Raw genomic sequence first — 21,396 nt, 5'->3', positions numbered from 1 at the left:
CAGCGCCACCGGGCTTTGTTTTTACAACCGCACCGGATCAATATGCCAGATATTCTCGGCATACTCTTTGATGGTCCTGTCTGACGAGAAGTAGCCCATGTTGGCGATGTTATGCATCGCGGTGCTGGTCCACTTCTCCTGCTGACGGTACAGTTCGTCCACCTTATCCTGACAATCCACGTAGCTGCGGTAATCCGCCAGCACCTGATAGTGATCGCCAAAGTTAATCAGCGAGTCCACCAGGTCACGATAGCGTCCAGGCTCCTCAGGGTTAAACACTCCGGTGGCGATTTGCGTCAGCACCTGGCGTAACTCTTCATCCTCTTCATAATACTCACGCGGCGAGTAGCCCTGCTTGCGCAGCGCCTCCACCTCTTCCGCCGTATTCCCGAAGATAAAGATATTCTCCGCGCCCACATGCTCCAGCATTTCGACATTTGCGCCGTCCAGCGTGCCGATAGTCAGCGCGCCGTTCAGGGCAAACTTCATGTTGCTGGTGCCGGATGCTTCCGTCCCCGCCGTGGAAATCTGCTCAGAGAGATCCGCCGCCGGAATGATCAGCTGCGCCAGGCTCACGCTGTAGTTCGGGATAAACACTACCTTCAGCTTATCGCCAATGTCCGGATCGTGGTTCACCACCTTCGCCACATCGTTGATGAGATGAATGATGTGCTTCGCCATGTAATACGCGGAGGCCGCCTTACCGGCAAAGATTTTCACACGCGGCACCCACTCCGCCGTCGGGTCAGCCTTAATGCGGTTGTAGTGGGTAATGACGTGCAGGACATTCATCAGCTGACGCTTGTACTCGTGGATACGTTTGATCTGCACGTCGAACAGCGCTTTCGGGTTCGCCACCACGTTCAGATGCATCGCCAGCCAGACCGCCAGACGCTTCTTGTTCAGCAGCTTGGCTTCCCGTACCGCTTTGTTCACCGTCGGGAAATCGATGTGCTGCTCAAGCTCGCTCAGCTGGCTCAAATCGGTGCGCCAGGTGCGGCCAATGTTCTCATCCAGAACGTCGGAGAGCGGCTGGTTCGCCAGCGCCAGCCAGCGGCGCGGGGTGACGCCGTTGGTCACGTTGCAGAAACGCGTCGGGAAGATCTTCGCGAAGTCCGCAAACAGCGACTGCACCATCAGGTTCGAATGCAGCTCTGATACGCCGTTGACCTTGTGGCTGATCACCACCGCCAGCCAGGCCATGCGTACGCGACGCCCGTTGGATTCATCAATGATCGAGGCGCGGCTCAGCAGACCGGTATCGTTCGGGTACTGCTCCTGCAAGGTCTTGAGGAAGTAGTCATTGATCTCGAAGATGATTTGCAGATGGCGCGGCAGAATTTTGCCGAGCATATCCACCGGCCACGTCTCCAGCGCTTCACTCATCAGCGTATGGTTGGTGTACGAGAACACCTGGCAGGTTACTTCAAACGCGTCATCCCAGCTGAACTTATGCTCGTCAATCAGCAGGCGCATCAGCTCAGGGATCGACAGCACCGGATGGGTATCGTTGAGGTGAATAGCGGTTTTTTCCGCCAGATTCGCATAGGTTTTGTGCAGCTGATAGTGACGGCTAAGGATATCCTGAATCGTTGCCGAGACGAGGAAATACTCCTGACGCAGGCGCAGCTCGCGGCCTGAGTAGGTCGAGTCATCCGGATACAGGACGCGGGACACGTTCTCAGAGTGGTTTTTATCTTCCACCGCCGCGAAGTAGTCGCCCTGGTTGAATTTACCCAGGTTGATCTCGCTACTGGCCTGCGCGTTCCACAGGCGCAGCGTATTGGTCGCATCGGTGTCGTAGCCGGGGATGATCTGGTCGTAGGCCACGGCCAGGATCTCCTCGGTTTCCACCCAGCGGGATTTTTTACCTTCCTGCTGAATACGCCCGCCAAAACGCACCTTGTAGCGCGTGTTGTGGCGCTTGAACTCCCACGGGTTACCGTACTCCAGCCAGTAGTCCGGGGACTCTTTCTGACGGCCATCCACGATGTTCTGCTTGAACATGCCGTAGTCGTAGCGAATACCGTAGCCGCGCCCCGGCAGCGCCAGCGTCGCCAGTGAATCGAGGAAGCAGGCGGCAAGACGCCCGAGACCACCGTTACCCAGCCCCGGGTCGTTCTCTTCGTCAATCAGCTCTTCTAAATCCAGCCCCATCTCTTCCAGTGCGTTTTTGACGTCGTCATAAATCCCGAGCGATAACAGCGCATTGGAGAGGGTGCGACCAATCAGAAACTCCATCGACAGGTAATACACCTGTCGCGTCTCCTGCGAAAGCTGGGCGCGGTTGGAGCGCAGCCAGCGTTCGACCATACGGTCGCGCACCGCAAACAGCGTGGCGTTCAGCCACTCATGTTTGTTGGCAATAACGGGATCTTTCCCAATGGTAAACATCAGCTTATAGGCGATGGAGTGTTTCAACGCCTCAACGCTGAGCGTGGGGGAAGAGTAGCTAAATGGAGCATTCATATCAGTAACTTCGCCTCGTTACATCAAGCGTTGATAAAGGTCGCGGTAGGACTGCGCCGCAACGTGCCAGCCAAAGTCCATGGACATCGCCTGACGTTGTACGTAACGCCACAGGGATGGACGGGACCACAAGACGAAAGCACGCCGGATCGCCCGAAGCAGCGACCAGGCATTACTGTCCTCGAAAACAAACCCGCTGGCGATACCATCCGCCAGGTTTTCCAGGGAGCTGTCAGACACCGTATCCGCCAGCCCGCCCGTGCGGCGTACCAGCGGCAACGTACCGTATTTCAGACCATAGAGCTGCGTCAGGCCGCAGGGCTCGAAACGGCTCGGCACCAGAATCACGTCCGCGCCGCCCATGATGCGGTGCGAGAACGCTTCGTGATAGCCAATCTGCACGCCCACCTGCCCCGGATGTTCCGCCGCGGCCGCAAGGAAACCTTCCTGCAATACCGGGTCGCCCGCGCCGAGCAGCGCCAGTTGCCCACCCTGCTCCAGTAATCCCGGCAGCGCTTCCAGCACCAGATCCAGCCCTTTCTGGCTGGTCAGGCGGCTGACCACCGCAAACAGCGGTACCTTGTCGTTGACCTTCAGCCCCATCGCAATCTGTAGCTGGCGCTTGTTCTCCGCTTTGTCCTCCACGGAGTCGCGTCCATAGCGCGCCGCCAGCAGGAGGTCCGTTTCCGGATTCCAGATCTGTTCATCTACGCCGTTCAGAATGCCCGACAGACGACCTTCACGGTGGCGCTGTTGCAGCAGCCCTTCCATACCGTAACCGAACTCCGGCTGGGTAATTTCACGCGCGTAGGTTGGGCTGACCGCCGTGATATGGTCGGCGTAGTACAGACCCGCCTTCAGAAACGAAATCTGTCCGTTAAACTCCAGCCCGTGCATGTTAAAGAACGACCATGGCAGATCGATGTCATTCATATGATGCGCGTAATACATGCCCTGATACGCCAGGTTGTGCACCGTAAACACCGATTTGGCCGGGTGCCCCTTCGCCGCCAGATACGCAGGAGCCAGCCCCGCGTGCCAGTCGTGCGCGTGCACCACGTTCGGACGCCAGAACGGATCCAGCCCGACGGCCATCTCCGCCCCCACCCAGCCGAGCAGGGCAAAGCGCAGCACGTTATCGGTATAGGCGTACAGGTTGGTATCGTGATACGGGCTGCCGGGTCGATCGTATAAATGCGGGGCATCAATCAGGTAAATCCCTGTGCCATTGTAATGTCCAAACAGCAGGGTGATACGTCCCGCGAAGGTCTCGCGACGGGTAACAACCTTTGCATCGGGAATACCACGCCGGATATCCGGAAAAGCGGGCAACAACACGCGGGTATCCACCCCTCCGGCAATTTGCGCCGCCGGTAGTGCACCAAGAACATCCGCCAGTCCGCCCGTTTTTAACAACGGGAACATCTCAGAACATACGTGTAAAACCTGCATCATCGCTCCTGTTTGATTTGCAGCTTCCGCAACATTTCCCGTGTTACTAACACGATCCCCTCTTCCGAACGGTAGAAACGACGCGCATCTTCTTCCGCATTTTCCCCAATCACCATCCCTTCGGGAATGACGCAGGCACGGTCGATAACGCAGCGACGCAGACGACATGAGCGCCCTACCCAGACATCCGGCAGCAGGACTGCCGAATCGATATTACAGAATGAGTTTATACGCACGCGCGGGAACAGCACGGACTGCACCACCACCGAACCGGAGATAATGCACCCGCCAGAGACCAGCGAGTTGAGCGTCATACCGTGGCTGCCGGAGCGGTCCTGGACGAACTTCGCCGGCGGCAGCGATTCCATATGGGTGCGAATCGGCCAGTTCTGGTCGTACATATCCAGCTCAGGCGTGACGGACGCAAGATCGAGGTTGGCTTTCCAGTACGCTTCCAGCGTTCCCACATCGCGCCAGTAAGGTTCCGCATTCGGATCGGACTGCACGCAGGACAGCGGGAAGGGGTGTGCATACGCCATGCCAGCTTTGGTAATTTTCGGGATAATGTCTTTGCCGAAGTCGTGACTGGAGTTCTCGTCTTTGTCGTCCTCTTCCAGCAGTTCATAAAGATAATCGGCATCAAAGACATAGATCCCCATGCTGGCGAGCGATTTGGTGTCGTCTCCCGGCATGGTTGGCGGGTTCGCCGGTTTTTCGACAAAGTCGATAATCTTGTCGTCGCCATCTACATGCATCACGCCAAACGCGGTTGCTTCCGCAACAGGCACCGGCAGGCACGCCACGGTGCAGCGCGCCCCTTTTTCGACGTGGTCGATCAGCATGTGGGAGTAATCTTGCTTGTAGATGTGGTCCCCGGCGAGGATAACGATGTATTCCGCGTTGTAGCGGCGAATGATGTCGAGGTTTTGGGTCACGGCATCCGCCGTGCCGCGGTACCAGTTCTCCCCGTGAACGCGCTGCTGCGCCGGGAGCAGATCGACAAACTCGTTCATCTCTTCGCTGAAGAATGACCAGCCGCGCTGAATGTGCTGCACCAGCGTGTGCGACTGATATTGGGTAATGACGCCAATACGGCGAATGCCTGAGTTCAGGCAGTTTGACAGTGCAAAATCGATAATACGGAACTTACCACCAAAGTGAACGGCCGGTTTAGCGCGCTTGATGGTCAAATCTTTCAGACGGGTACCACGCCCGCCCGCGAGTATCAGGGCAACTGTTTTTAATGGTAGCTGGCGCGCCAACATTAACGGATCGTTCTTCTCTAATCTAACCATGACTAACTCCTTTTTTATCATCTTTGGAATACGCACACTCCGTGCGCAGGCCCGTGCCAGACAGCCATAACAACCGGATTATCCGCTCCGGCAAAGGGAGGAATGGCTCGCCACTCCCCGTCAGGTAAAACAATCTCTGCGACGTCATCCGTCGCGTTCAGCGTCACCAGCCACGCATCCGAAAGCAGGATTTGCAGACAGGGTATGCCGTGTTGCCACTCTTGCGCGCTTAACGGTTGCGCGTCTTTATTCAGCCAGCGAACGTTGCCGTCGCCCTCTTCCCACCAGCGATCGGCGGTGAGCGCGGGGATGCGCTGGCGAAGATGGATCAGCGCCGCGGTGAAATGGGTCAGCCCGCTGTTCGCTTCTCCCCAGTCGAGCCAGGTCAGGGTGTTGTCCTGGCAATAGGCGTTGTTGTTGCCGTGCTGGCTGTGGCCGTGCTCATCGCCCGCCAGCAGCATCGGCGTGCCCTGCGACAACAAAAGCGTCGTCAGCAGCGCATGAACGCTGGCGCGTCGCCGCTCGATCACATCCAGACTTCCGCCTAACCCTTCTATACCATGGTTAAAGCTATGGTTATTGTTAGTCCCATCGCGATTCTCCTCGCCGTTTGCCTCATTGTGTTTCTGATTGAAACAAACGCAGTCGCACAGCGTAAAACCGTCGTGCGCCGTCACCACGTTAATGGTGGCCGACGGACGTTTGCCGTCACGCTTAAAGAGATCGCTGGAGCCGGCAAAGCGACTGGCAAACTCCCCCAGCGACAGATCGCGCGTCAGCCAGAAGCGGCGGACGGCATCGCGGAAGTGGTCGTTCCACTCGGCAAACAGCGGCGGGAAGTTCCCCACCTGATAACCGCCCTCGCCGATGTCCCAGGGCTCCGCAATCAGCTTCACCTTTGAAAGCACCGGGCAGTTTTTGATGGCCTCAAACAGCGGCGCCTGCTGGCTGAACGCCGGGGTGCGCCCCATCACTGGCGCCAGGTCGAAGCGAAAACCGTCCACGTGGAACGTCTCAACCCAGTATTTCAGGCACTCGTACGCGTAATGCGTAACGGCCGGATGACTGAGGTTGAGGGTGTTACCGCACCCGGTCCAGTTCTCGTAATCGCCGTCGTCCCTGATCCAATAATAGCTACGGTTATCGATTCCGCGCTGTGAGAGCGTCGGGCCGTCAAGATCGCTTTCCGCACTGTGGTTCAACACCACGTCCAGAATGACCTCGATACCCGCCGCGTGAAGCGCCTTCACCGCATCGCGAAACTCATCCCGCGCCTTCTCAGGATTCACCGCATAACGCGGATCGAGGGCGAACAACGCCAGCGGGTTGTAGCCCCAGTAGTTGCTTAACCCGAGACGCTGTAGCCGCGGCTCGCTGGCGAAATGCGCCACGGGCAACAGCTCCAGCGCGGTGATCCCTAAGTGCTTCAGGTACGCGACCATCGTCGGATGCCCAATCGCTTTGTAGGTGCCGCGCATCTCTTTGGGAATTGACGGGTGCAGATACGTCAGCCCTTTGACGTGGGCTTCATAAATAACGGTGTTGCCCCAAGGCGTACGCGGCGGGGCATCGTCTTCCCAGTCGTAGAGATCGTGCATCACCACGCTTTTGGGCGCGACGGGCGCGCTGTCGCGGTGGTCAGGTTCGCCGTAGCCAACGTGGAACAGCGGGTCATCTTTAAACTCACCGTCCACCCGGTGCGCACAAGGGTCAATCAGCAGCTTCGCCGGGTTAAACCAGTGCCCCTGAGAGGGCTCCCAGGGGCCGTGTACGCGAAAACCGTAGTGCATCCCCGGCCGTCCTCCGGCCAGATAGCCATGCCAGGCATCCCCCGTGCGCGCCGGTAAATCGTAACGGTGCTCGTTACCTTCCCCGTCAAACACACAGAGTTCCACCCGCTCCGCATGGGCGGAAAAGAGCGTGAAGTTCACCCCCTTTCCGTCAAAACTCGCCCCGAGCGGTTCGGGTTTACCTGCCGTAAGCTGCGTCATTCTCCCTCCCGCACCAGCCAGATTGTGCCAAGCGGCGGCAGCGTCAGGCTCAGGGAGTTCGGACGGCCATGGCTTTCAATGGCATCGCTCTGCACCAGCCCGCCGTTACCCGCATTGCTGCCGTGGTAGTGCATGGAGTCGGTATTGAGAATTTCGCGCCATTTGCCCGGCTGGTTAATGCCGAAGCGGTAGTGTTCACGCGGCACTGGCGTGAAGTTGCTGGCGACGATGATCTCGTTACCCGCCTTGTCGCGGCGCGCAAAGACAAACACCGAGCGCTCGTGGTCGTCCACCACCAGCCACTCAAAGCCGTACGGGTCGAAGTCCAGCTCGTGCAGCGCTTTGTGGTGGCGATAGGTCAGGTTCAGGTCGCGGACCAGACGCTGTACGCCGTGGTGCCAGTTGTCCGCACCTTCCAGCAGATGCCAGTCAAGGCTGGTATCGTGGTTCCATTCGCGCCCCTGCGCAAATTCGTTGCCCATAAACAGCAGCTTTTTGCCCGGGAAGGCGAACATCCAGCCGTAGTAGGCGCGCAGGTTGGCAAACTTCTGCCACGCGTCCCCCGGCATGCGGTCGAGAATGGATTTCTTGCCGTGCACCACTTCATCGTGCGACAGCGGCAGCATGAAGTTTTCGGTGTAGTTGTAGAGCAGCCCGAAAGTGAGCTTATCGTGGTGATACTGACGATAAACCGGGTCGAGCTTCATGTAGTCGAGCGTGTCGTGCATCCAGCCGAGGTTCCACTTGTACCAGAAGCCCAGTCCGCCCATTGACGGTGGACGGGAAACGCCCGGGAAGTCGGTGGACTCTTCCGCCATGGTCACGGCACCTTCCACCTGCTCCCCGATGATGCGGTTGGTGTTGCGCAGAAACTCAATCGCTTCGAGGTTTTCACGCCCGCCATACTCGTTCGGGATCCACTCACCCTCTTTGCGGCTGTAGTCGCGGTAAATCATCGACGCCACCGCATCGACGCGCAGGGCATCAATGCCGAAACGCTCGATCCAGTACAGCGCGTTCCCGACCAGGTAGTTCGATACTTCACGGCGACCGTAGTTGTAGATCAGCGTGTTCCAGTCCTGGTGATAGCCTTCGCGCGGGTCGCTGTGCTCGTAAAGCTTTGTGCCGTCGAACTCTGCCAGCGCAAAATCATCCGACGGGAAGTGGCCCGGCACCCAGTCGAGGATGACGTTCAGCCCGGCGGCGTGCGCGGCATCGATGAAATAGCGGAAGTCATCGCGCGTACCAAAGCGGCGCGTAGGCGCATACAGCCCGGTTGGCTGATAGCCCCAGCTGCCGTCGAACGGGTGCTCGTTGATCGGCAGCAGTTCCAGGTGCGTAAAGCCCATCCATTTGGCGTACGGCACCAGCTGGTCCGCCAGCTCGCGATAGCTCAGCCAGAAGTTGTTATCGGTGTGGCGACGCCACGAGCCGAGATGCACTTCATAGACGGAGATCGGCGCATCAAAGCGGTTAGCCTGCTTGCGCTCTTCCGTCTGGACAACCTTCTCCGGCAGGCCGCAAATCAGCGAGGCGGTATTCGGGCGCAGTTCGGCCTCAAAGGCGTACGGGTCAGATTTAATGCGCAGCTTGCCGTTGGCATCGATCATCTCGAATTTGTAGAGCTGACCGTTGTGCGCGCCGGGGATAAACAGCTCCCAAATGCCGGTTTCCCGGCGCAGGCGCATGGGGTGACGACGACCGTCCCAGTAGTTGAACTGCCCGACAACGGAGACGCGCTGGGCGTTTGGCGCCCATACGGCAAAACGCGTGCCGGTGATACCGTCCATGGTATCCGCATGGGCACCCAGCGTTTCGTAAGGGCGTAAATGGGTCCCTTCGGACAGCAGCCAGGCGTCCATCTCTTTTAAAAGCGGGCCGAAGCTATAGGGATCGTCAATCAGGTTTTGCTGACCGTGCCAGATAACGGCAAGCTGATAACGAAAAGGATTTTTACGGCGGGGCATGACGCCCGAGAAGAAGCCACGCGAGTCGAGGCATTCCAGATTACCCACCTTGCGGCCGGTTTTGGGTTCGATAACCCACACTTCTGTTGCATCCGGTAACAGCGCACGAACTTCCAGTCCGGCCTCTGTACGGTGCATCCCTAGCACAGAAAAGGGGTCGGCAAAGTGACCCGCAATAAGCGCATTAATCACGTCTCTCGAAATACGATCGGACATGGTATTCATCCTGTTTTTTTATGTCGCCCTTTTTACGCGCTCCGGGACGACTTTTAATGTGACCTAAACGGTGCAGTTAATCCTCTCTGCTCCGCCCTACCCTCAGGTGAGAAATAAATCTTCCTTAAAGCATAGCCAACGTCGTGGGTCCTCCTGATAAAAAATAAGACATCTGCGTTTTACTCCATGTAGTACGCAAAAAAAGGGGGTGACAATCACCCCCCGTGTTTAACAAATTATTACGCCAGCTGGCGCAGCATGCGGCGCAGCGGCTCGGCGGCACCCCACAGAAGCTGGTCGCCAACGGTGAACGCGGAGAGGTACTCCGGCCCCATGTTCAGCTTGCGCAGGCGGCCAACCGGGGTGGTCAGCGTGCCGGTGACGGCTGCCGGGGTCAGTTCGCGCATGGTGATATCGCGATCGTTTGGCACCACTTTCGCCCACGGGTTATGCGCGGCCAGCAGCTCTTCCACGGTCGGAATAGACACATCTTTTTTCAGTTTAATGGTGAAGGCCTGGCTGTGGCAGCGCAGCGCGCCGATACGCACGCACAGACCGTCAACCGGAATGGTGTTCGCGGTGCCGAGGATTTTGTTGGTCTCAGCCTGGCCCTTCCACTCTTCGCGGGTCTGGCCGTTATCCAGCTGTTTGTCTATCCACGGGATCAGGCCGCCGGCCAGCGGTACGCCGAAGTTATCCACCGGCAGCTCGCCGCTGCGGGTGAGCTGAGTGACTTTACGCTCGATATCGAGGATCGCGGACGCCGGGTCTGCCAGCTCGGCAGCGACGCTCTGGTGCAGCTGGCCCATCTGGGTCAGCAGCTCGCGCATATGACGCGCGCCACCGCCGGACGCCGCCTGGTAGGTCGCCACGGAGACCCACTCCACCAGATCCTGTGCGAACAGACCGCCGAGAGACATCAGCATCAGGCTGACGGTGCAGTTACCGCCAACAAAGGTTTTCACGCCGTTGTTCAGGCCGTCGGTGATGACGCCCTGGTTAACCGGGTCGAGAATAATGATGGCATCGTCTTTCATGCGAAGCGAAGAGGCCGCGTCAATCCAGTAGCCCTGCCAGCCGCTTTCACGCAGCTTCGGATAGATTTCGTTGGTATAATCGCCGCCCTGGCAGGTCACAATAATGTCGAGTGCCTTCAGCGCCTCCAGGTCGTAAGCATCCTGCAACGTGCCTGTGGTACCCCCAAAGGACGGTGCAGCCTGGCCGAGCTGGGAAGTGGAGAAGAAGACCGGGCGGATGGCGTCGAAATCGCGCTCTTCAACCATGCGTTGCATGAGTACAGAGCCGACCATACCGCGCCAGCCGATAAAACCAACGTTTTTCATAGCATTTTTTTCCTGCAAGGGGTGTGTGCTGATTGTGCAAGCCAGTATTGAACTGGGATATGCTTCACATTACAAAATGCTGCCAAAGTCGCAAGCGAAATTAATCGATGATTGCCCGGCAATCAGAAAAAGTGCTAATCATCGCAATGACCACAATAAGTATCAGGGATAATTTAAGATGAGTGAAATCATTTCCGCAGCGGTTTTATTGATCCTGATTATGGATCCGCTCGGTAATCTGCCGATCTTCATGTCGGTGCTGAAGCACACCGAGCCGAAGCGCCGTCGGGCGATCATGATCCGCGAGCTGCTCATCGCCCTGCTGGTGATGTTTATCTTCCTGTTCGCCGGTGAAAAAATTCTCGCTTTCCTGAACTTACGCGCCGAAACGGTCTCCATTTCCGGCGGGATCATTTTGTTCCTGATTGCCATTAAGATGATTTTCCCGAGCGCGGAGGGCAGCAGCAGCGGCCTGCCTGCGGGTGAAGAGCCGTTTATCGTGCCGCTGGCGATTCCGCTGGTCGCCGGGCCAACGATTCTGGCCACGCTGATGCTGCTGTCGCATCAGTATCCGAATCAGATGAGCCATCTGGTGATTGCCCTGCTGATCGCCTGGGGCGGGACGTTTATTATCCTGTTGCAGTCGTCGCTGTTCCTGCGCCTGCTGGGTGAGAAAGGGGTGAACGCGCTGGAGCGCCTGATGGGGCTGATTCTGGTGATGATGGCAACGCAGATGTTCCTGGACGGGATCCGAGCGTGGATGAAAGGATAGGTAAAAGCAAAACGGCAATCCTTGATTGCCGTTATTAGTGTTTGCTCCCTCTCCCCGTGGGAGAGGGAGAAAACCGGGATTAGCTCAGCAGCGTAAACGCAATCATCCCGACAACCGCACCCGTCGTGCCGAGGATGGTTTCCATCAGCGTCCAGGTTTTCAGGGTTTGCGCTTCGGTTGCGCCGGTAAATTTACCGAACAGCCAGAAGCCTGCATCGTTCACGTGAGACACCACAATCGAACCACCCGCGATACAGATAGAGAGCGCCGCCATCTGCGCGCCGGAGTAGTTCAGCTGTTCAATCACCGGCATTACCAGACCCACGGCGGTTAAGCACGCCACGGTCGCGGAGCCCTGAATGATACGCACCGCCGCGGCCAGCACAAAGCAGGTGACCGCAATCGGCAGGCCCATTCCGGTCAGCGCTTCGCCCAGCGCCGGGCCAACGCCGGAATCCACCAGCACCTGCTTGAACACGCCGCCCGCCCCGATCACCAGCAGGATAATCCCCGCCGGTTGCAGCGCGGCACCACAGATCTCCATCACGCGGTCTTTCGGCATGCCCTGACGCATTGCCAGGCCGTAAATCGCGACCAGACACGCCACCAGAATCGCAGTGAACGGATGACCAATAAATTCGAACCATTCGTAAGCGGTTGACCCCACCGGCACAAAGCGTGCAGCGATGGTTTTCAGGCCCACCAGCACCAGCGGCAGCAGGATCAGCGACAGACTGAAGCCGAAGGACGGCATTTTACCCTCGCCCAGGTGCGGCTCGGTGATGTCGTCCGGAATGTGCAGCTCAACGTAACGGCTGATAAAGTTTCCCCACAGCGGACCGGCGATAATCATCCCCGGGATCGCCGCACACAGGCCAATCAGGATCATCCAGCCAAAGTCAGCATGCATCTGGGAGGCCAGCAGCATCGGCGCAGGCCCCGGCAGCAGGAACGCCGCCGCCGCCGCCACGCCCGCAAACAGCGGAATGACCAGCTTCACGAGGTTAGTACCGGTATGGCGCGCCATGGAGAATGCGACGCTTATCAGCAGCACAACGGCCACTTCAAAGAACAGCGGCAGCGCGCAAATCAGACCGGCCAGACCAATCGCGTAGTGCGCACGGCTGTGCCCGAAGGATTTCAGCATCTTGACGGCAATCTGATCGACCGCGCCCGTCTCGTGCAAAATCTTGCCAAACATCGCGCCCAGTGCCACCACAATGGCCAGGAAGCCGAGCGTGCCGCCCATCCCTTTTTCCATCGTCGCCGCGATTTTATCGAGCGGCATGCCGGAAAAGAGACCAGCACCAATAGAAACCACCATCAAAGCAACGAAGGCGTGCATACGTGCCTTCATCACTAAAAACAGCAGCAGCAATACGGAACCCACTGCTGTCAAAACTAGCGTTAATGTACTCAAAACTTACTGCCTTTTATTAATAACCTCGATGGTGCTGGCAACAACACCTTCCAGCGGCTGATCGATATCAACCACTAAGACATCCTGCTCGTCAGCACCCGGCTCCTGCAACGCTTCGAACTGCGTTACCAGCATCTGGGTTTTGAAGAAGTGGCCTTTACGCGCCTTCAGGCGGCTTTCAATCACCCCGAAATCGCCTTTCAGGTAGATGAAAGAGAGGTTCGGGTTGCCGTCGCGCAGCAGGTCGCGATAGGTTTTTTTCAGCGCGGAACAGACGATCAGGGAGACTTTATTGGTGCGCTGCATCGCGAACGCGGCGTCATTCAGCGCCTGCAACCACGGTTTGCGGTCGTCGTCGTTCAGCGGCTCGCCGGAAGCCATTTTCATGATGTTGCTACGCGGATGGAGGAAGTCACCATCAAGAAACGCAGCCTGGAGTTGATGCGCCACTTCGCTCGCCACGGCAGATTTACCGCTACCGGACACGCCCATCAGGACGTAAACGTGGTGATCGTGATTAGTCGTGCTCAAAGGGTGTCCCTCAGTCAATTGTTACGGGTAACAGTTATCGGTAACATTGTCCTGCCGGGGCATAAGAGAAGCAATATCCAAACGTGCGCGAAGTGAATAAGTGTGAGCTACTTCAAATTTGTCGGATTAAATAGATCCACCCGGTGACAAGGTGAAACCTAAATCTAACATTTTAGGGGTAACTGCCTCACCACGAATGCGCGCCAGCAGGCGTTCTGCACCAATGCGGCCCATGCGTTCACGCGGGGTCAGGACGCTCGCCAGACGCGGCTCCATCACCTGGCCAATGTCGTGGCCGTGGAAACCGGCAATCGCCATATCATCCGGGATTTTTAAACCCAGACGCTGGCACTCAAACGCCGCGCCGACCGCAAGGTCATCGTTGGTACAGAAAATACCGTCCAGTTGCGGATACTCGCGTCGCGCCTGACGCATCAGCTCAATACCCGACGTGTAAGAAGAAGATTGCTCCACCATCACGCTGTACGGGGTTAAACCGGCGTCGAGCATCGCCTGCTCGTATCCCTTCTGTTTGATGATAGTACGTTCATCCAGACGCGCACCCAGATAGGCCACATGGCGATGACCGCGGGCGATGATCGCCGCCGTCATCTGACGCGCCGCTTCAAAGTTATCGAACCCCACGGCGATGTCGAGGCACGGCGACTGGCTGTCCATCAGCTCCACCACCGGAATGCCTGCCACTTCAATCATTTTCAGCGTGCGCGGGGTGTGAGTACGTTCCGTTAAAATCAGGCCGTCGATGTTCCAGGAAAGCATCGATTCAAGACGTTCCTCTTCCAGTTCCGGCTTGTACCCGTAGTGGGCGAGCATGGTCTGATAGCCAAACGCATCGGTGACGCTTTCGATGCCACGCAGCACTTCGGCGAATACCTGGTTGGTTAAGGAAGGAAGCAGGACACCCACCGCACGGCTGGTCGCATTGGAGAGAATATCGGGCGCGCGGTTGGGGATATAACCCAGTTCATCAAGGGCGGCGGCAATCTTGCCACGCAACGCCACGGAAACCTGTTCCGGGTTACGTAAAAAACGGCTGACCGTCATTTTGGTCACACCGACGCGATCGGCGACATCCTGAAGTACGGGGCGTTTCTTTTTCATCGTCCTGAGAAATCTTGAAGTGAGAGATTTGCTCAGTTTATCACGGACAAAGCTCAACCTTCCCCGTTTAAAGGGAAGGTTGAGAAATTATTTAGACCGGCGGCAGGTCAAACAGCAGAATTTCACTTTCGCTGTCGGCATGCACGGAGAGCGCCTGCTCATCCCAGACGGCCAGACCATCGGCGGTTGTCGCTTTGGTGCCATTGATGGACACCTCCCCTTTCACCACCTGGATCCACACGCGGCGGTTGGCGGCGATCTGGTGCACAGACTGTTCATCTTTCGCCAGCGCCCAGCGGTACAGCTCCATATCCTGATGCACTTTCAGGGAACCTTCACGCGCATCCGGCGAGAGCACCAGCTGTTTGCCCTGTTTCGCGTCGAAGCGGCGCTGCTCGTAGCGTGGCGTGATGCCGGTCTCTTCTGGAATGATCCAGATTTGATACAGGTGCAGTTTTTCCGTTTTGCTCGGGTTGTACTCAGAGTGACGCACCCCGGTCCCCGCGCTCATAATCTGGAACTCGCCCGCCGGAACCTGCTCTTTGTTGCCCATGCTGTCCTGGTGCTCAACCGCCCCTTCCAGCACATAGGTCAGGATTTCCATGTCTTTGTGCGGGTGGGTACCGAAGCCCTGGCCTGCATCAATCACGTCATCGTTAATCACGCGCAGTGCGGAGAAGCCCATGAAGTTCGGGTCGTAGTAGTCGGCAAACGAGAATGAATGCCATGAGTCCAGCCAGCCATGATTCGCGTGACCACGTTCGTTTGCTTTGCGTAAGTAGATCATTGTTTTCACCCTCAGTTCGTTTCGATGGAGTAAGTGTGGACGCAAACGCCCTGGGATCATAGAGGGTGAAAATTGACTCTTCTGTTCAAAAATTGTGAACAAGCGCAGAGGAGCCGTTTTTGCTTATTTCGCGAGGGTTACCGTGGCAGGAGAAGCCTGTTCGAAGGCCCGTTCGAGGATTTCCAGGTTGGTCAGAACGTCAGATTCCTTGACGTAATTCGCCGTGCCGTTTGTGAGGGTCTCAAACAGCGCATCATAGACGCGTCCATAGTCGCCCGTTTCCGGCTTCAGCTCTTCCCTGACCGTCACGCCCTCGTCGTTCACGTACTCCAGCACGCCCACGGAATCATCTGCCGCAAAGCCCGGTTCACCCGGCATGATATTGGCCTTCAGGCTGGTCTCCTGCTGGTCAATGCCGTACTTGATAAAGGAGCCTTTCTTGCCGTGAACGATAAATTTCGGGTAGTCGATTTTCACCAGATGGCTGGTTTTCACGATGGCTTTGAGATCGCCGTAGAACAGCTGTGCTTCAAAGGTATCGTCCGGGTTGGCCTTATTGCGCAGGCTGCGGATGTCATACGCCACGTGGTCCGGGCGGCCAAACAGGGAAATAATCTGGTCCATGGTGTGCACGCCCAGACCGTAGAACGACCCGTCCTGCGGCAGTCCTGGCTGGGTTTCCGCCACCGGGCGGTAGTAATCGAAGTGGCTTTCGATTTCCACGATCTCGCCGAGTTTGCCGCTCTCAATCGCCTTTTTCGCCGTCAGGAAGCAGCTGTCAAAGCGTCGGTTCTGGTACGGCGTGACGGTCAGGCCTTTGCTTTTCGCCAGCGCAAAGAGTTCCTTCGCTTCGGCGATGGTCGGGGTGAACGGCTTTTCCACCAGCACGTTTTTACCTGCTTCCAGCGCGCGTTTCGCGTAGTCAAAGTGGCTGTCGGCGTGGGTACAGACCACCACCAGCTTCACCTGCGGATCATTTAACACTTCATCAAGATCGCTGGTGAAATGAATATGGGAATACTGCGGAGACTGTTCTTCCGGCTTCGCGCTGCGGCGGTAGATATGAGCGACGTGCCAGGTCTCTTTACGGTTGAGAACATACGGAAGGTGGTAACGCGTGGTGCTTTTGCCAAATCCAATAAATGCGCAATGTAGTGTCATGGCTCAGTCCTTTTTCGAAGGTTGCTGAGTCTAACCATAACAAAAAAAAGCCAGCTAAAAGCTGGCTAAAGTAATACTGGAAGCAATGTGAGCAATGTCGTGCTTTCAGGTTCCCGTAGGAGGTCTTCCTGAATGCAAAGCAATAATAATCATTCTCATTCGCACTTGTCCAACACTTTTTGCAAAAAATAGCGATTGACTCAACTTTTAAAGTCATTGATGTTGGAAGGGACTTTTAACTGACTGAGGAACAAGGAATGAGTGAGATAGTGATACGCCACGCTGAACCGAAAGATTACGACGCCATTCGTCAGATCCACGCCCAGCCGGAGGTGTACCACAACACGCTACAGGTTCCTCATCCTTCAATGGAAATGTGGCAAATGCGGCTAGGCGAACAGCCGGGCATTAAACAGCTGGTTGCCTGCATTGATGATATCGTGGTCGGCCACCTCACCATTGATGTCGCCCAGCGACCACGCCGCAGCCACGTTGCCGATTTCGGTATATGCGTTGGCGCAGAGTGGCATAACCGCGGCGTGGCCAGCGCGCTGATTCGCACCATGATTGATATGTGCGACAACTGGCTGCGCGTCGACCGCATCGAGTTAACGGTGTTTGTGGATAACGAACCGGCAATCGCGGTGTACAAAAAGCACGGGTTTGAGATTGAAGGCACCGGCAGGCGCTATGCCCTGCGCAACGGCGAGTATGTGGATGCGTATTATATGGCGCGAATGAAGTAGTTTGTTGCCGGGTGGCGGCTTCGCCTTACCCGGCCTACGTCCGTGTCGTTGTAGGCCCGGTAAGCGCAGCGCCTCCGGGCAACAAAATCAATACCCCGCCGTTAAATCATCCACCGAACGCGGGTCCGACGCGCCAAACAGCGCGCCATCCGGTCCGACCATAATGCTCTGGGTGCTGCCCATCGCCTCCTTCACCGCCACCTTCTGCCCGCGCTGCTCAAGCAGCTTGAGGGTGTCCGGGCTAAAGCCCTTCTCCACGCGCAACTCGTCCGGCAGCCACTGGTGATGGAAACGCGGCGCATTGGTCGCTTCGGCGACGTTCATCCCAAAGTCGATGCTGTTCACCACCATTTGCAGTACGGTGGTGATAATCCGGCTCCCGCCAGGGCTGCCGGTCACCAGCCAGGTTTTGCCGTCTTTCACCACAATGGTGGGCGACATGGATGATAGCGGACGCTTCTTTGGCCCTACTGCATTTGCATCGCCGCCGACCAGGCCGTAGACGTTCGGCACGCCCGGTTTGGCAGAGAAATCATCCATCTCGTTGTTCAGCAAAATACCGCTATTGCCCGCCACAATCCCAGTGCCGAAGGTGGTGTTAAGCGTGTAGGTCACCGCCACCGCGTTTCCGTCTTTGTCCACGACCGAGAAGTGGGTGGTCTGGTTACTTTCATACGGCGCCAGCTTGCCCGGGCGGATCTCGCTCGACGGCTTAGCCTTGTTGATGTCGATCTGATCGGCAATCGATTTGGCATAGGCCTTGTTGGTCAGCGCCTGCCACGGCACCTTCACGAAGTCCGGGTCGCCGAGGTATTCCGAGCGGTCAGCGTAGGCGCGCTTTTCCGCCTCGGCCATCACCTGCATGGCATCGGCGCTACCGAAGCCATACTTGTGCATATCGAAGTTTTCCAGAATATTGAGGATCTGCACGATGTGAATGCCCCCGGAAGACGGCGGCGGCATGGAGAAGACCTCGTAGCCGCGATAGGTGCCGCTAATCGGCTCGCGCTCCACCGCCTTATATTCCGCCAGATCCGCTTTGGTGATCAGCCCGCCGTTCTTCTGCATCTCATCCGCAATCTGATCGGCAATCGGCCCCTTATAGAAGGCATCCGGACCGTTTTCGGCAATCAGTTCGAGACTTTTTGCGAGGTTCTTCTGCACCAGCTTATCGCCCTTCTTCAGCGGCTCGCCGTCTTTCCAGAAGATAGCCTTGCTGTTCTCATGATTGGGAATAACTTCGCTGCCGTAGGTTTTGAGGTCGTCCGCCAGCGCGTCGTTGACGACGAAGCCGTCGCGCGCCAGCCTGATGGCAGGCTGCACCACTTTATTCAGCGGCAGCGTGCCGTATTTTTCCAGCGCCAGCGAGAAGCCCGCAACGGTGCCCGGCGTGCCGGAGGCAAGGTGCGAGGTCAGGGATTTTTTACTGTCCGGGTTGCCCTGATCGTCGAGGAACATATCGCGGGAGGCCTGGTTCGGCGCCATCTCACGGAAGTCGATGGCTGTGGTTTTACCGTCTTTCGTGCGCAGCATCATAAACCCGCCGCCGCCCAGGTTCCCCGCCTGTGGATGCGTCACCGCCAGCGCATATCCCACCGCGACCGCCGCATCCACCGCGTTACCGCCCTGTTTAAGAATATCGACGCCCACCTGCGTTGCCAGCGCGTCAACCGAGGCCACCATGCCGTGCGTCGCCCGCACGGGGTGAAAAACATCCTCCTCCACGCCGTAAGAGACCGGTGGAGCGGCGGGCGGGTTGGCCGCCACGGTGAATGTGCCGCCTGCCATCAGCGCAGCGATGGCGACCCAGCGCAAAAAGGTTGGTTTCATCATTATTGTTCTCCAGGTGAAGGGGCCCATATTCCCCGCTTAAGCCTGGTTCACAACTCTTAAAAAATCATCGTTATGCAGGAATGAGGATAAACTTAAGAGAAGCCTCAAAGGAGGAGATAACCATGAAACGATTACTGATCCTGACCGCGCTGCTTCCGTTCGCCGCGCTCGCACAGCCAATCAACACCCTGAACAACCCGAACCAGCCGGGCTACGTCATTCCGAGCCAGCAGCGTATGCAGACGGAGATGATGAGCCAGCAACAGCAGCAGAAAGGGATGCTCAATCAGCAGTTAAAGACGCAGACCCAGGTGCAGCAGCAGCACCTGCAAAACCAGATGAATACCAACACCCAGCGCGTACAGCAGGGCCAGATGCTTGAACAGCCGCTGCCTAATGCAAACGGTGGGATGTTAGGAGGCGGAGTATCGCAAAGCAGCGGTCAGCAGCACATGCTGCCGACCCAGCAGAACGGCAGTATGCTTAATAAATAAAGTTCGGCCCGATCTGGTCAATCGCATCGGTACAGATGCTGTCCACGCCCCAGCGCAGCAGCTCGGCTGCACGCTGGGGTTTGTTGACGGTATACACCAGGATATGCAGACCGGCCTCCTTCAACAGCGTCACGCGCGCTTCATCCAGCAGCTTATGGTTGAGGTGGATCGACACGCAGCCTAAGCGGGTCGTCAGCGCGCGCCAGTCTTCTCGCCACGCATCCAGCAGCAGCCCGCGCGGCAACTCCGGAACGGCGGCCTGTGCGGCTTCCAGCGCGTCGATATCAAACGACGACAGCAGCGGCGCGGTCATCCCTTCCCACAGCTCACGCGCGGCAATGGCAATCACTTTACCCGTCAGCGGCCCGGTGCCGGTGGTCGGTTTGATTTCAATATTGGCCATCATGCCGTGTTGACGACAGCGGTCCGCCACTTCCGCCAGCAGCGGCAGCGGTTCGCCTTTGAATTCGCCGCTGAACCAGCTTCCGGCGTCCACCTTCAGCAGGTCACGCCACGGCAGTTCACCCGCCACGCCCCAGCCGTTGCTGGTGCGTTCGAGGTTGTCGTCGTGCAGCAGGAAAATTTCGCCGTCCTTCGATAGCTTGGCGTCGAACTCGATCATCGTGTGGCCGTAGCGTGCGCCAACGTCAATTGCCGCCAGGGTATTTTCCGGCGCCAGTTTACCGCCACCACGGTGGGCGACGATGTGGGGGTAAGGCCAGTTGCTCATACTCGTTGTCCTGTTTCACCGTCAAATAAGTGCAGGTGATTTTCCGGCATATGCAGCCACAGCGTGCTGCCTGCTTTCGGGCGCTCCTGATGCGGCAGACGCACTACCAGCTTTTGCTCGCCCCAGCGTCCGTGCGCCAGGTTGTCTGCGCCCAGCATCTCCAGCGTGTCCATCACCAGCGGCACGCCGCCGTCCGCCTGAGACGTCAAACCAATATGCTCGGGGCGGATACCAAGCGTCATCTTACGCCCGGCGTAGCCACGATAGTACCAGTTGATCGGCAACGCCATCCCGCTTTCCAGCTCGAAGTGGGTTCCCGCCGCATTGATCCGCCCGTCCAGCAGGTTCATCGCCGGGCTGCCGATAAAGCTCGCCACAAAACGGCTGGCCGGTTTCTCGTAGACTTCCACTGGGGTGCCAATCTGCTCGGCGATGCCTTTGTTCATCACCATCACGCGCTGGGCGAGGGTCATGGCTTCAACCTGATCGTGGGTCACATAGAGGGACGTGGTTCCCAGCCGCCGATGCAGCTGCTGTAGCTCAAGACGCATCTGCACGCGCAGTTTGGCGTCGAGGTTTGACAGCGGTTCGTCGAACAGAAATACCGCCGGATCGCGCACGATGGCGCGCCCCATCGCCACGCGCTGGCGCTGGCCGCCGGAGAGCTCGCGCGGGCGACGCTTGAGCAGGCCGTCCAGCTCCAGAATGCGCGCGGCCTCTTTCACGCGCTCCTCGATATGGCCTTTGCCCATACCGCGAATTTTCAGCCCCCAGGCCATGTTCTCTTCCACGCTCATGTGCGGATAGAGGGCGTAGTTCTGGAATACCATCGCGATGCCGCGATCTTTGGGTTCCATCTCGGTAACGCGCTGGCGGTCAATCCAGATATCCCCGGACGTCACACGCTCCAGCCCGGCCACCATACGCAGCAGGGTGGATTTTCCGCAGCCGGACGGGCCGACCATCACGATAAATTCCCCGTCCGCCACGTCGAGCGTCAGCGGCTGAATGACCTGGGTTTTGCCGTCCCAGCTTTTGGTTACTGCCTGTAATTTTAAACCTGCCAT

17 protein-coding genes are annotated in these 21,396 nt (G+C 57.7%); 3 read left to right on the top strand and 14 right to left on the bottom strand.

The features are described 5' to 3' along the window. Positions 1 to 21 precede the first annotated feature (21 nt). The 6 genes from glgP to asd all read right to left on the bottom strand — a co-directional run bounded on the left by glgP (position 22) and on the right by asd (position 10,733). Positions 22 to 2,469 carry a glycogen phosphorylase gene (glgP, locus tag AM329_RS19925; RefSeq protein ID WP_023314966.1) on the bottom strand — a complete coding sequence of 816 codons (2,448 nt, stop codon included), beginning with the start codon at positions 2,467 to 2,469 and terminating at the stop codon, positions 22 to 24. 18 nt (positions 2,470 to 2,487) lie between these two features. Further along, positions 2,488 to 3,921, bottom strand: coding sequence for a glycogen synthase GlgA (glgA, locus tag AM329_RS19920; RefSeq protein ID WP_003861584.1), 1,434 nt, complete (start codon positions 3,919 to 3,921; stop codon positions 2,488 to 2,490). After that, the gene (gene glgC, locus AM329_RS19915) at positions 3,921 to 5,216 is read right to left on the bottom strand and encodes a glucose-1-phosphate adenylyltransferase (protein ID WP_003861582.1); all 1,296 of its coding nucleotides are present in this window, start codon (positions 5,214 to 5,216) and stop codon (positions 3,921 to 3,923) included. Before glgC ends, glgA begins: the two co-directional genes overlap by 1 nt. A gap of 17 nt (positions 5,217 to 5,233) precedes the next feature. Next, a complete protein-coding gene (gene glgX, locus AM329_RS19910; protein WP_032608058.1) occupies positions 5,234 to 7,207 on the bottom strand; it encodes a glycogen debranching protein GlgX in 1,974 nt (657 codons plus the stop codon). Then, entirely contained in the window at positions 7,204 to 9,390 is a 2,187-nt protein-coding gene (glgB, locus tag AM329_RS19905; protein ID WP_023314968.1) for a 1,4-alpha-glucan branching enzyme, read from the bottom strand. The genes glgX and glgB overlap by 4 nt, the downstream gene beginning before the upstream one ends. Positions 9,391 to 9,629: 239 nt before the next feature. Further along, the gene (gene asd / locus AM329_RS19900; RefSeq protein ID WP_003861575.1) at positions 9,630 to 10,733 is read right to left on the bottom strand and encodes an aspartate-semialdehyde dehydrogenase; all 1,104 of its coding nucleotides are present in this window, start codon (positions 10,731 to 10,733) and stop codon (positions 9,630 to 9,632) included. Between the two features lie 178 nt (positions 10,734 to 10,911). On the opposite strand from asd, the gene yhgN reads away from it, so the two are divergent. Then, a complete protein-coding gene (gene yhgN / locus AM329_RS19890; protein WP_003861574.1) occupies positions 10,912 to 11,505 on the top strand; it encodes an NAAT family transporter YhgN in 594 nt (197 codons plus the stop codon). A gap of 79 nt (positions 11,506 to 11,584) precedes the next feature. Here yhgN and gntU read toward each other — a convergent pair whose 3' ends face one another. The 5 genes from gntU to AM329_RS19865 form a co-directional block, all read right to left on the bottom strand. Further along, a complete protein-coding gene (gene gntU, locus AM329_RS19885; RefSeq protein WP_003861572.1) occupies positions 11,585 to 12,925 on the bottom strand; it encodes a gluconate transporter in 1,341 nt (446 codons plus the stop codon). A 3-nt stretch (positions 12,926 to 12,928) separates the two neighbouring features. Then, the gene (gene gntK / locus AM329_RS19880; RefSeq protein WP_003861569.1) at positions 12,929 to 13,456 is read right to left on the bottom strand and encodes a gluconokinase; all 528 of its coding nucleotides are present in this window, start codon (positions 13,454 to 13,456) and stop codon (positions 12,929 to 12,931) included. A 126-nt stretch (positions 13,457 to 13,582) separates the two neighbouring features. After that, entirely contained in the window at positions 13,583 to 14,578 is a 996-nt protein-coding gene (gntR, locus tag AM329_RS19875) for a gluconate operon transcriptional repressor GntR (protein ID WP_003861567.1), read from the bottom strand. A 91-nt stretch (positions 14,579 to 14,669) separates the two neighbouring features. Then, positions 14,670 to 15,365 (bottom strand): pirin family protein, encoded by a 696-nt coding sequence (locus AM329_RS19870; RefSeq protein ID WP_003861565.1) that lies wholly within the window; start codon positions 15,363 to 15,365, stop codon positions 14,670 to 14,672. 123 nt (positions 15,366 to 15,488) lie between these two features. After that, positions 15,489 to 16,526, bottom strand: coding sequence for an oxidoreductase (locus AM329_RS19865; RefSeq protein WP_003861563.1), 1,038 nt, complete (start codon positions 16,524 to 16,526; stop codon positions 15,489 to 15,491). Positions 16,527 to 16,783: 257 nt separating this feature from the next. Between AM329_RS19865 and yhhY the strand changes: the two genes are divergently transcribed. Continuing rightward, a complete protein-coding gene (gene yhhY / locus AM329_RS19855) occupies positions 16,784 to 17,272 on the top strand; it encodes an N-acetyltransferase (protein WP_003861561.1) in 489 nt (162 codons plus the stop codon). An 87-nt stretch (positions 17,273 to 17,359) separates the two neighbouring features. On the opposite strand, the gene ggt is transcribed toward yhhY, so the two are convergent. Then, positions 17,360 to 19,105, bottom strand: a complete 1,746-nt coding sequence (gene ggt / locus AM329_RS19850; RefSeq protein ID WP_057979969.1) for a gamma-glutamyltransferase — start codon at positions 19,103 to 19,105, stop codon at positions 17,360 to 17,362. Between the two features lie 122 nt (positions 19,106 to 19,227). Between ggt and AM329_RS19845 the strand changes: the two genes are divergently transcribed. Further along, positions 19,228 to 19,599 (top strand): DUF2756 family protein, encoded by a 372-nt coding sequence (locus AM329_RS19845; RefSeq protein WP_022651960.1) that lies wholly within the window; start codon positions 19,228 to 19,230, stop codon positions 19,597 to 19,599. On the opposite strand, the gene ugpQ is transcribed toward AM329_RS19845, so the two are convergent. Together ugpQ and AM329_RS19835 are read right to left on the bottom strand one after the other, a co-directional pair. Further along, positions 19,589 to 20,329 (bottom strand): glycerophosphodiester phosphodiesterase, encoded by a 741-nt coding sequence (gene ugpQ / locus AM329_RS19840; RefSeq protein ID WP_022651961.1) that lies wholly within the window; start codon positions 20,327 to 20,329, stop codon positions 19,589 to 19,591. The two genes, AM329_RS19845 and ugpQ, sit on opposite strands and share 11 nt — an antisense overlap. Next, entirely contained in the window at positions 20,326 to 21,396 is a 1,071-nt protein-coding gene (locus AM329_RS19835) for a sn-glycerol-3-phosphate import ATP-binding protein UgpC (RefSeq protein WP_003861554.1), read from the bottom strand. Before AM329_RS19835 ends, ugpQ begins: the two co-directional genes overlap by 4 nt.

Source organism: Enterobacter cloacae complex sp. AR_0002 (assembly GCF_001922365.1).
In the GTDB taxonomy this organism is placed as follows: Bacteria; Pseudomonadota; Gammaproteobacteria; order Enterobacterales; family Enterobacteriaceae; genus Enterobacter; species Enterobacter hormaechei_C.
This window is presented reverse-complemented; position numbering and strand designations above follow the sequence as displayed.

What these genes read in the sequence shown, in the direction of transcription:
- glgC (WP_003861582.1), bottom strand. Translation starts at nt 5,216, where the DNA reads ATGGTTAGATTAGAGAAGAACGATCCGTTAATGTTGGCGCGCCAGCTA.
- AM329_RS19835 (WP_003861554.1), bottom strand. Translation starts at nt 21,396, where the DNA reads ATGGCAGGTTTAAAATTACAGGCAGTAACCAAAAGCTGGGACGGCAAA.
- yhgN (WP_003861574.1), top strand. Translation starts at nt 10,912, where the DNA reads ATGAGTGAAATCATTTCCGCAGCGGTTTTATTGATCCTGATTATGGAT.
- yhhY (WP_003861561.1), top strand. Translation starts at nt 16,784, where the DNA reads ATGAGTGAGATAGTGATACGCCACGCTGAACCGAAAGATTACGACGCC.
- asd (WP_003861575.1), bottom strand. Translation starts at nt 10,733, where the DNA reads ATGAAAAACGTTGGTTTTATCGGCTGGCGCGGTATGGTCGGCTCTGTA.
- gntR (WP_003861567.1), bottom strand. Translation starts at nt 14,578, where the DNA reads ATGAAAAAGAAACGCCCCGTACTTCAGGATGTCGCCGATCGCGTCGGT.
- AM329_RS19870 (WP_003861565.1), bottom strand. Translation starts at nt 15,365, where the DNA reads ATGATCTACTTACGCAAAGCAAACGAACGTGGTCACGCGAATCATGGC.
- glgB (WP_023314968.1), bottom strand. Translation starts at nt 9,390, where the DNA reads ATGTCCGATCGTATTTCGAGAGACGTGATTAATGCGCTTATTGCGGGT.
- glgA (WP_003861584.1), bottom strand. Translation starts at nt 3,921, where the DNA reads ATGCAGGTTTTACACGTATGTTCTGAGATGTTCCCGTTGTTAAAAACG.
- glgP (WP_023314966.1), bottom strand. Translation starts at nt 2,469, where the DNA reads ATGAATGCTCCATTTAGCTACTCTTCCCCCACGCTCAGCGTTGAGGCG.
- AM329_RS19845 (WP_022651960.1), top strand. Translation starts at nt 19,228, where the DNA reads ATGAAACGATTACTGATCCTGACCGCGCTGCTTCCGTTCGCCGCGCTC.
- glgX (WP_032608058.1), bottom strand. Translation starts at nt 7,207, where the DNA reads ATGACGCAGCTTACGGCAGGTAAACCCGAACCGCTCGGGGCGAGTTTT.
- ugpQ (WP_022651961.1), bottom strand. Translation starts at nt 20,329, where the DNA reads ATGAGCAACTGGCCTTACCCCCACATCGTCGCCCACCGTGGTGGCGGT.
- AM329_RS19865 (WP_003861563.1), bottom strand. Translation starts at nt 16,526, where the DNA reads ATGACACTACATTGCGCATTTATTGGATTTGGCAAAAGCACCACGCGT.
- ggt (WP_057979969.1), bottom strand. Translation starts at nt 19,105, where the DNA reads ATGATGAAACCAACCTTTTTGCGCTGGGTCGCCATCGCTGCGCTGATG.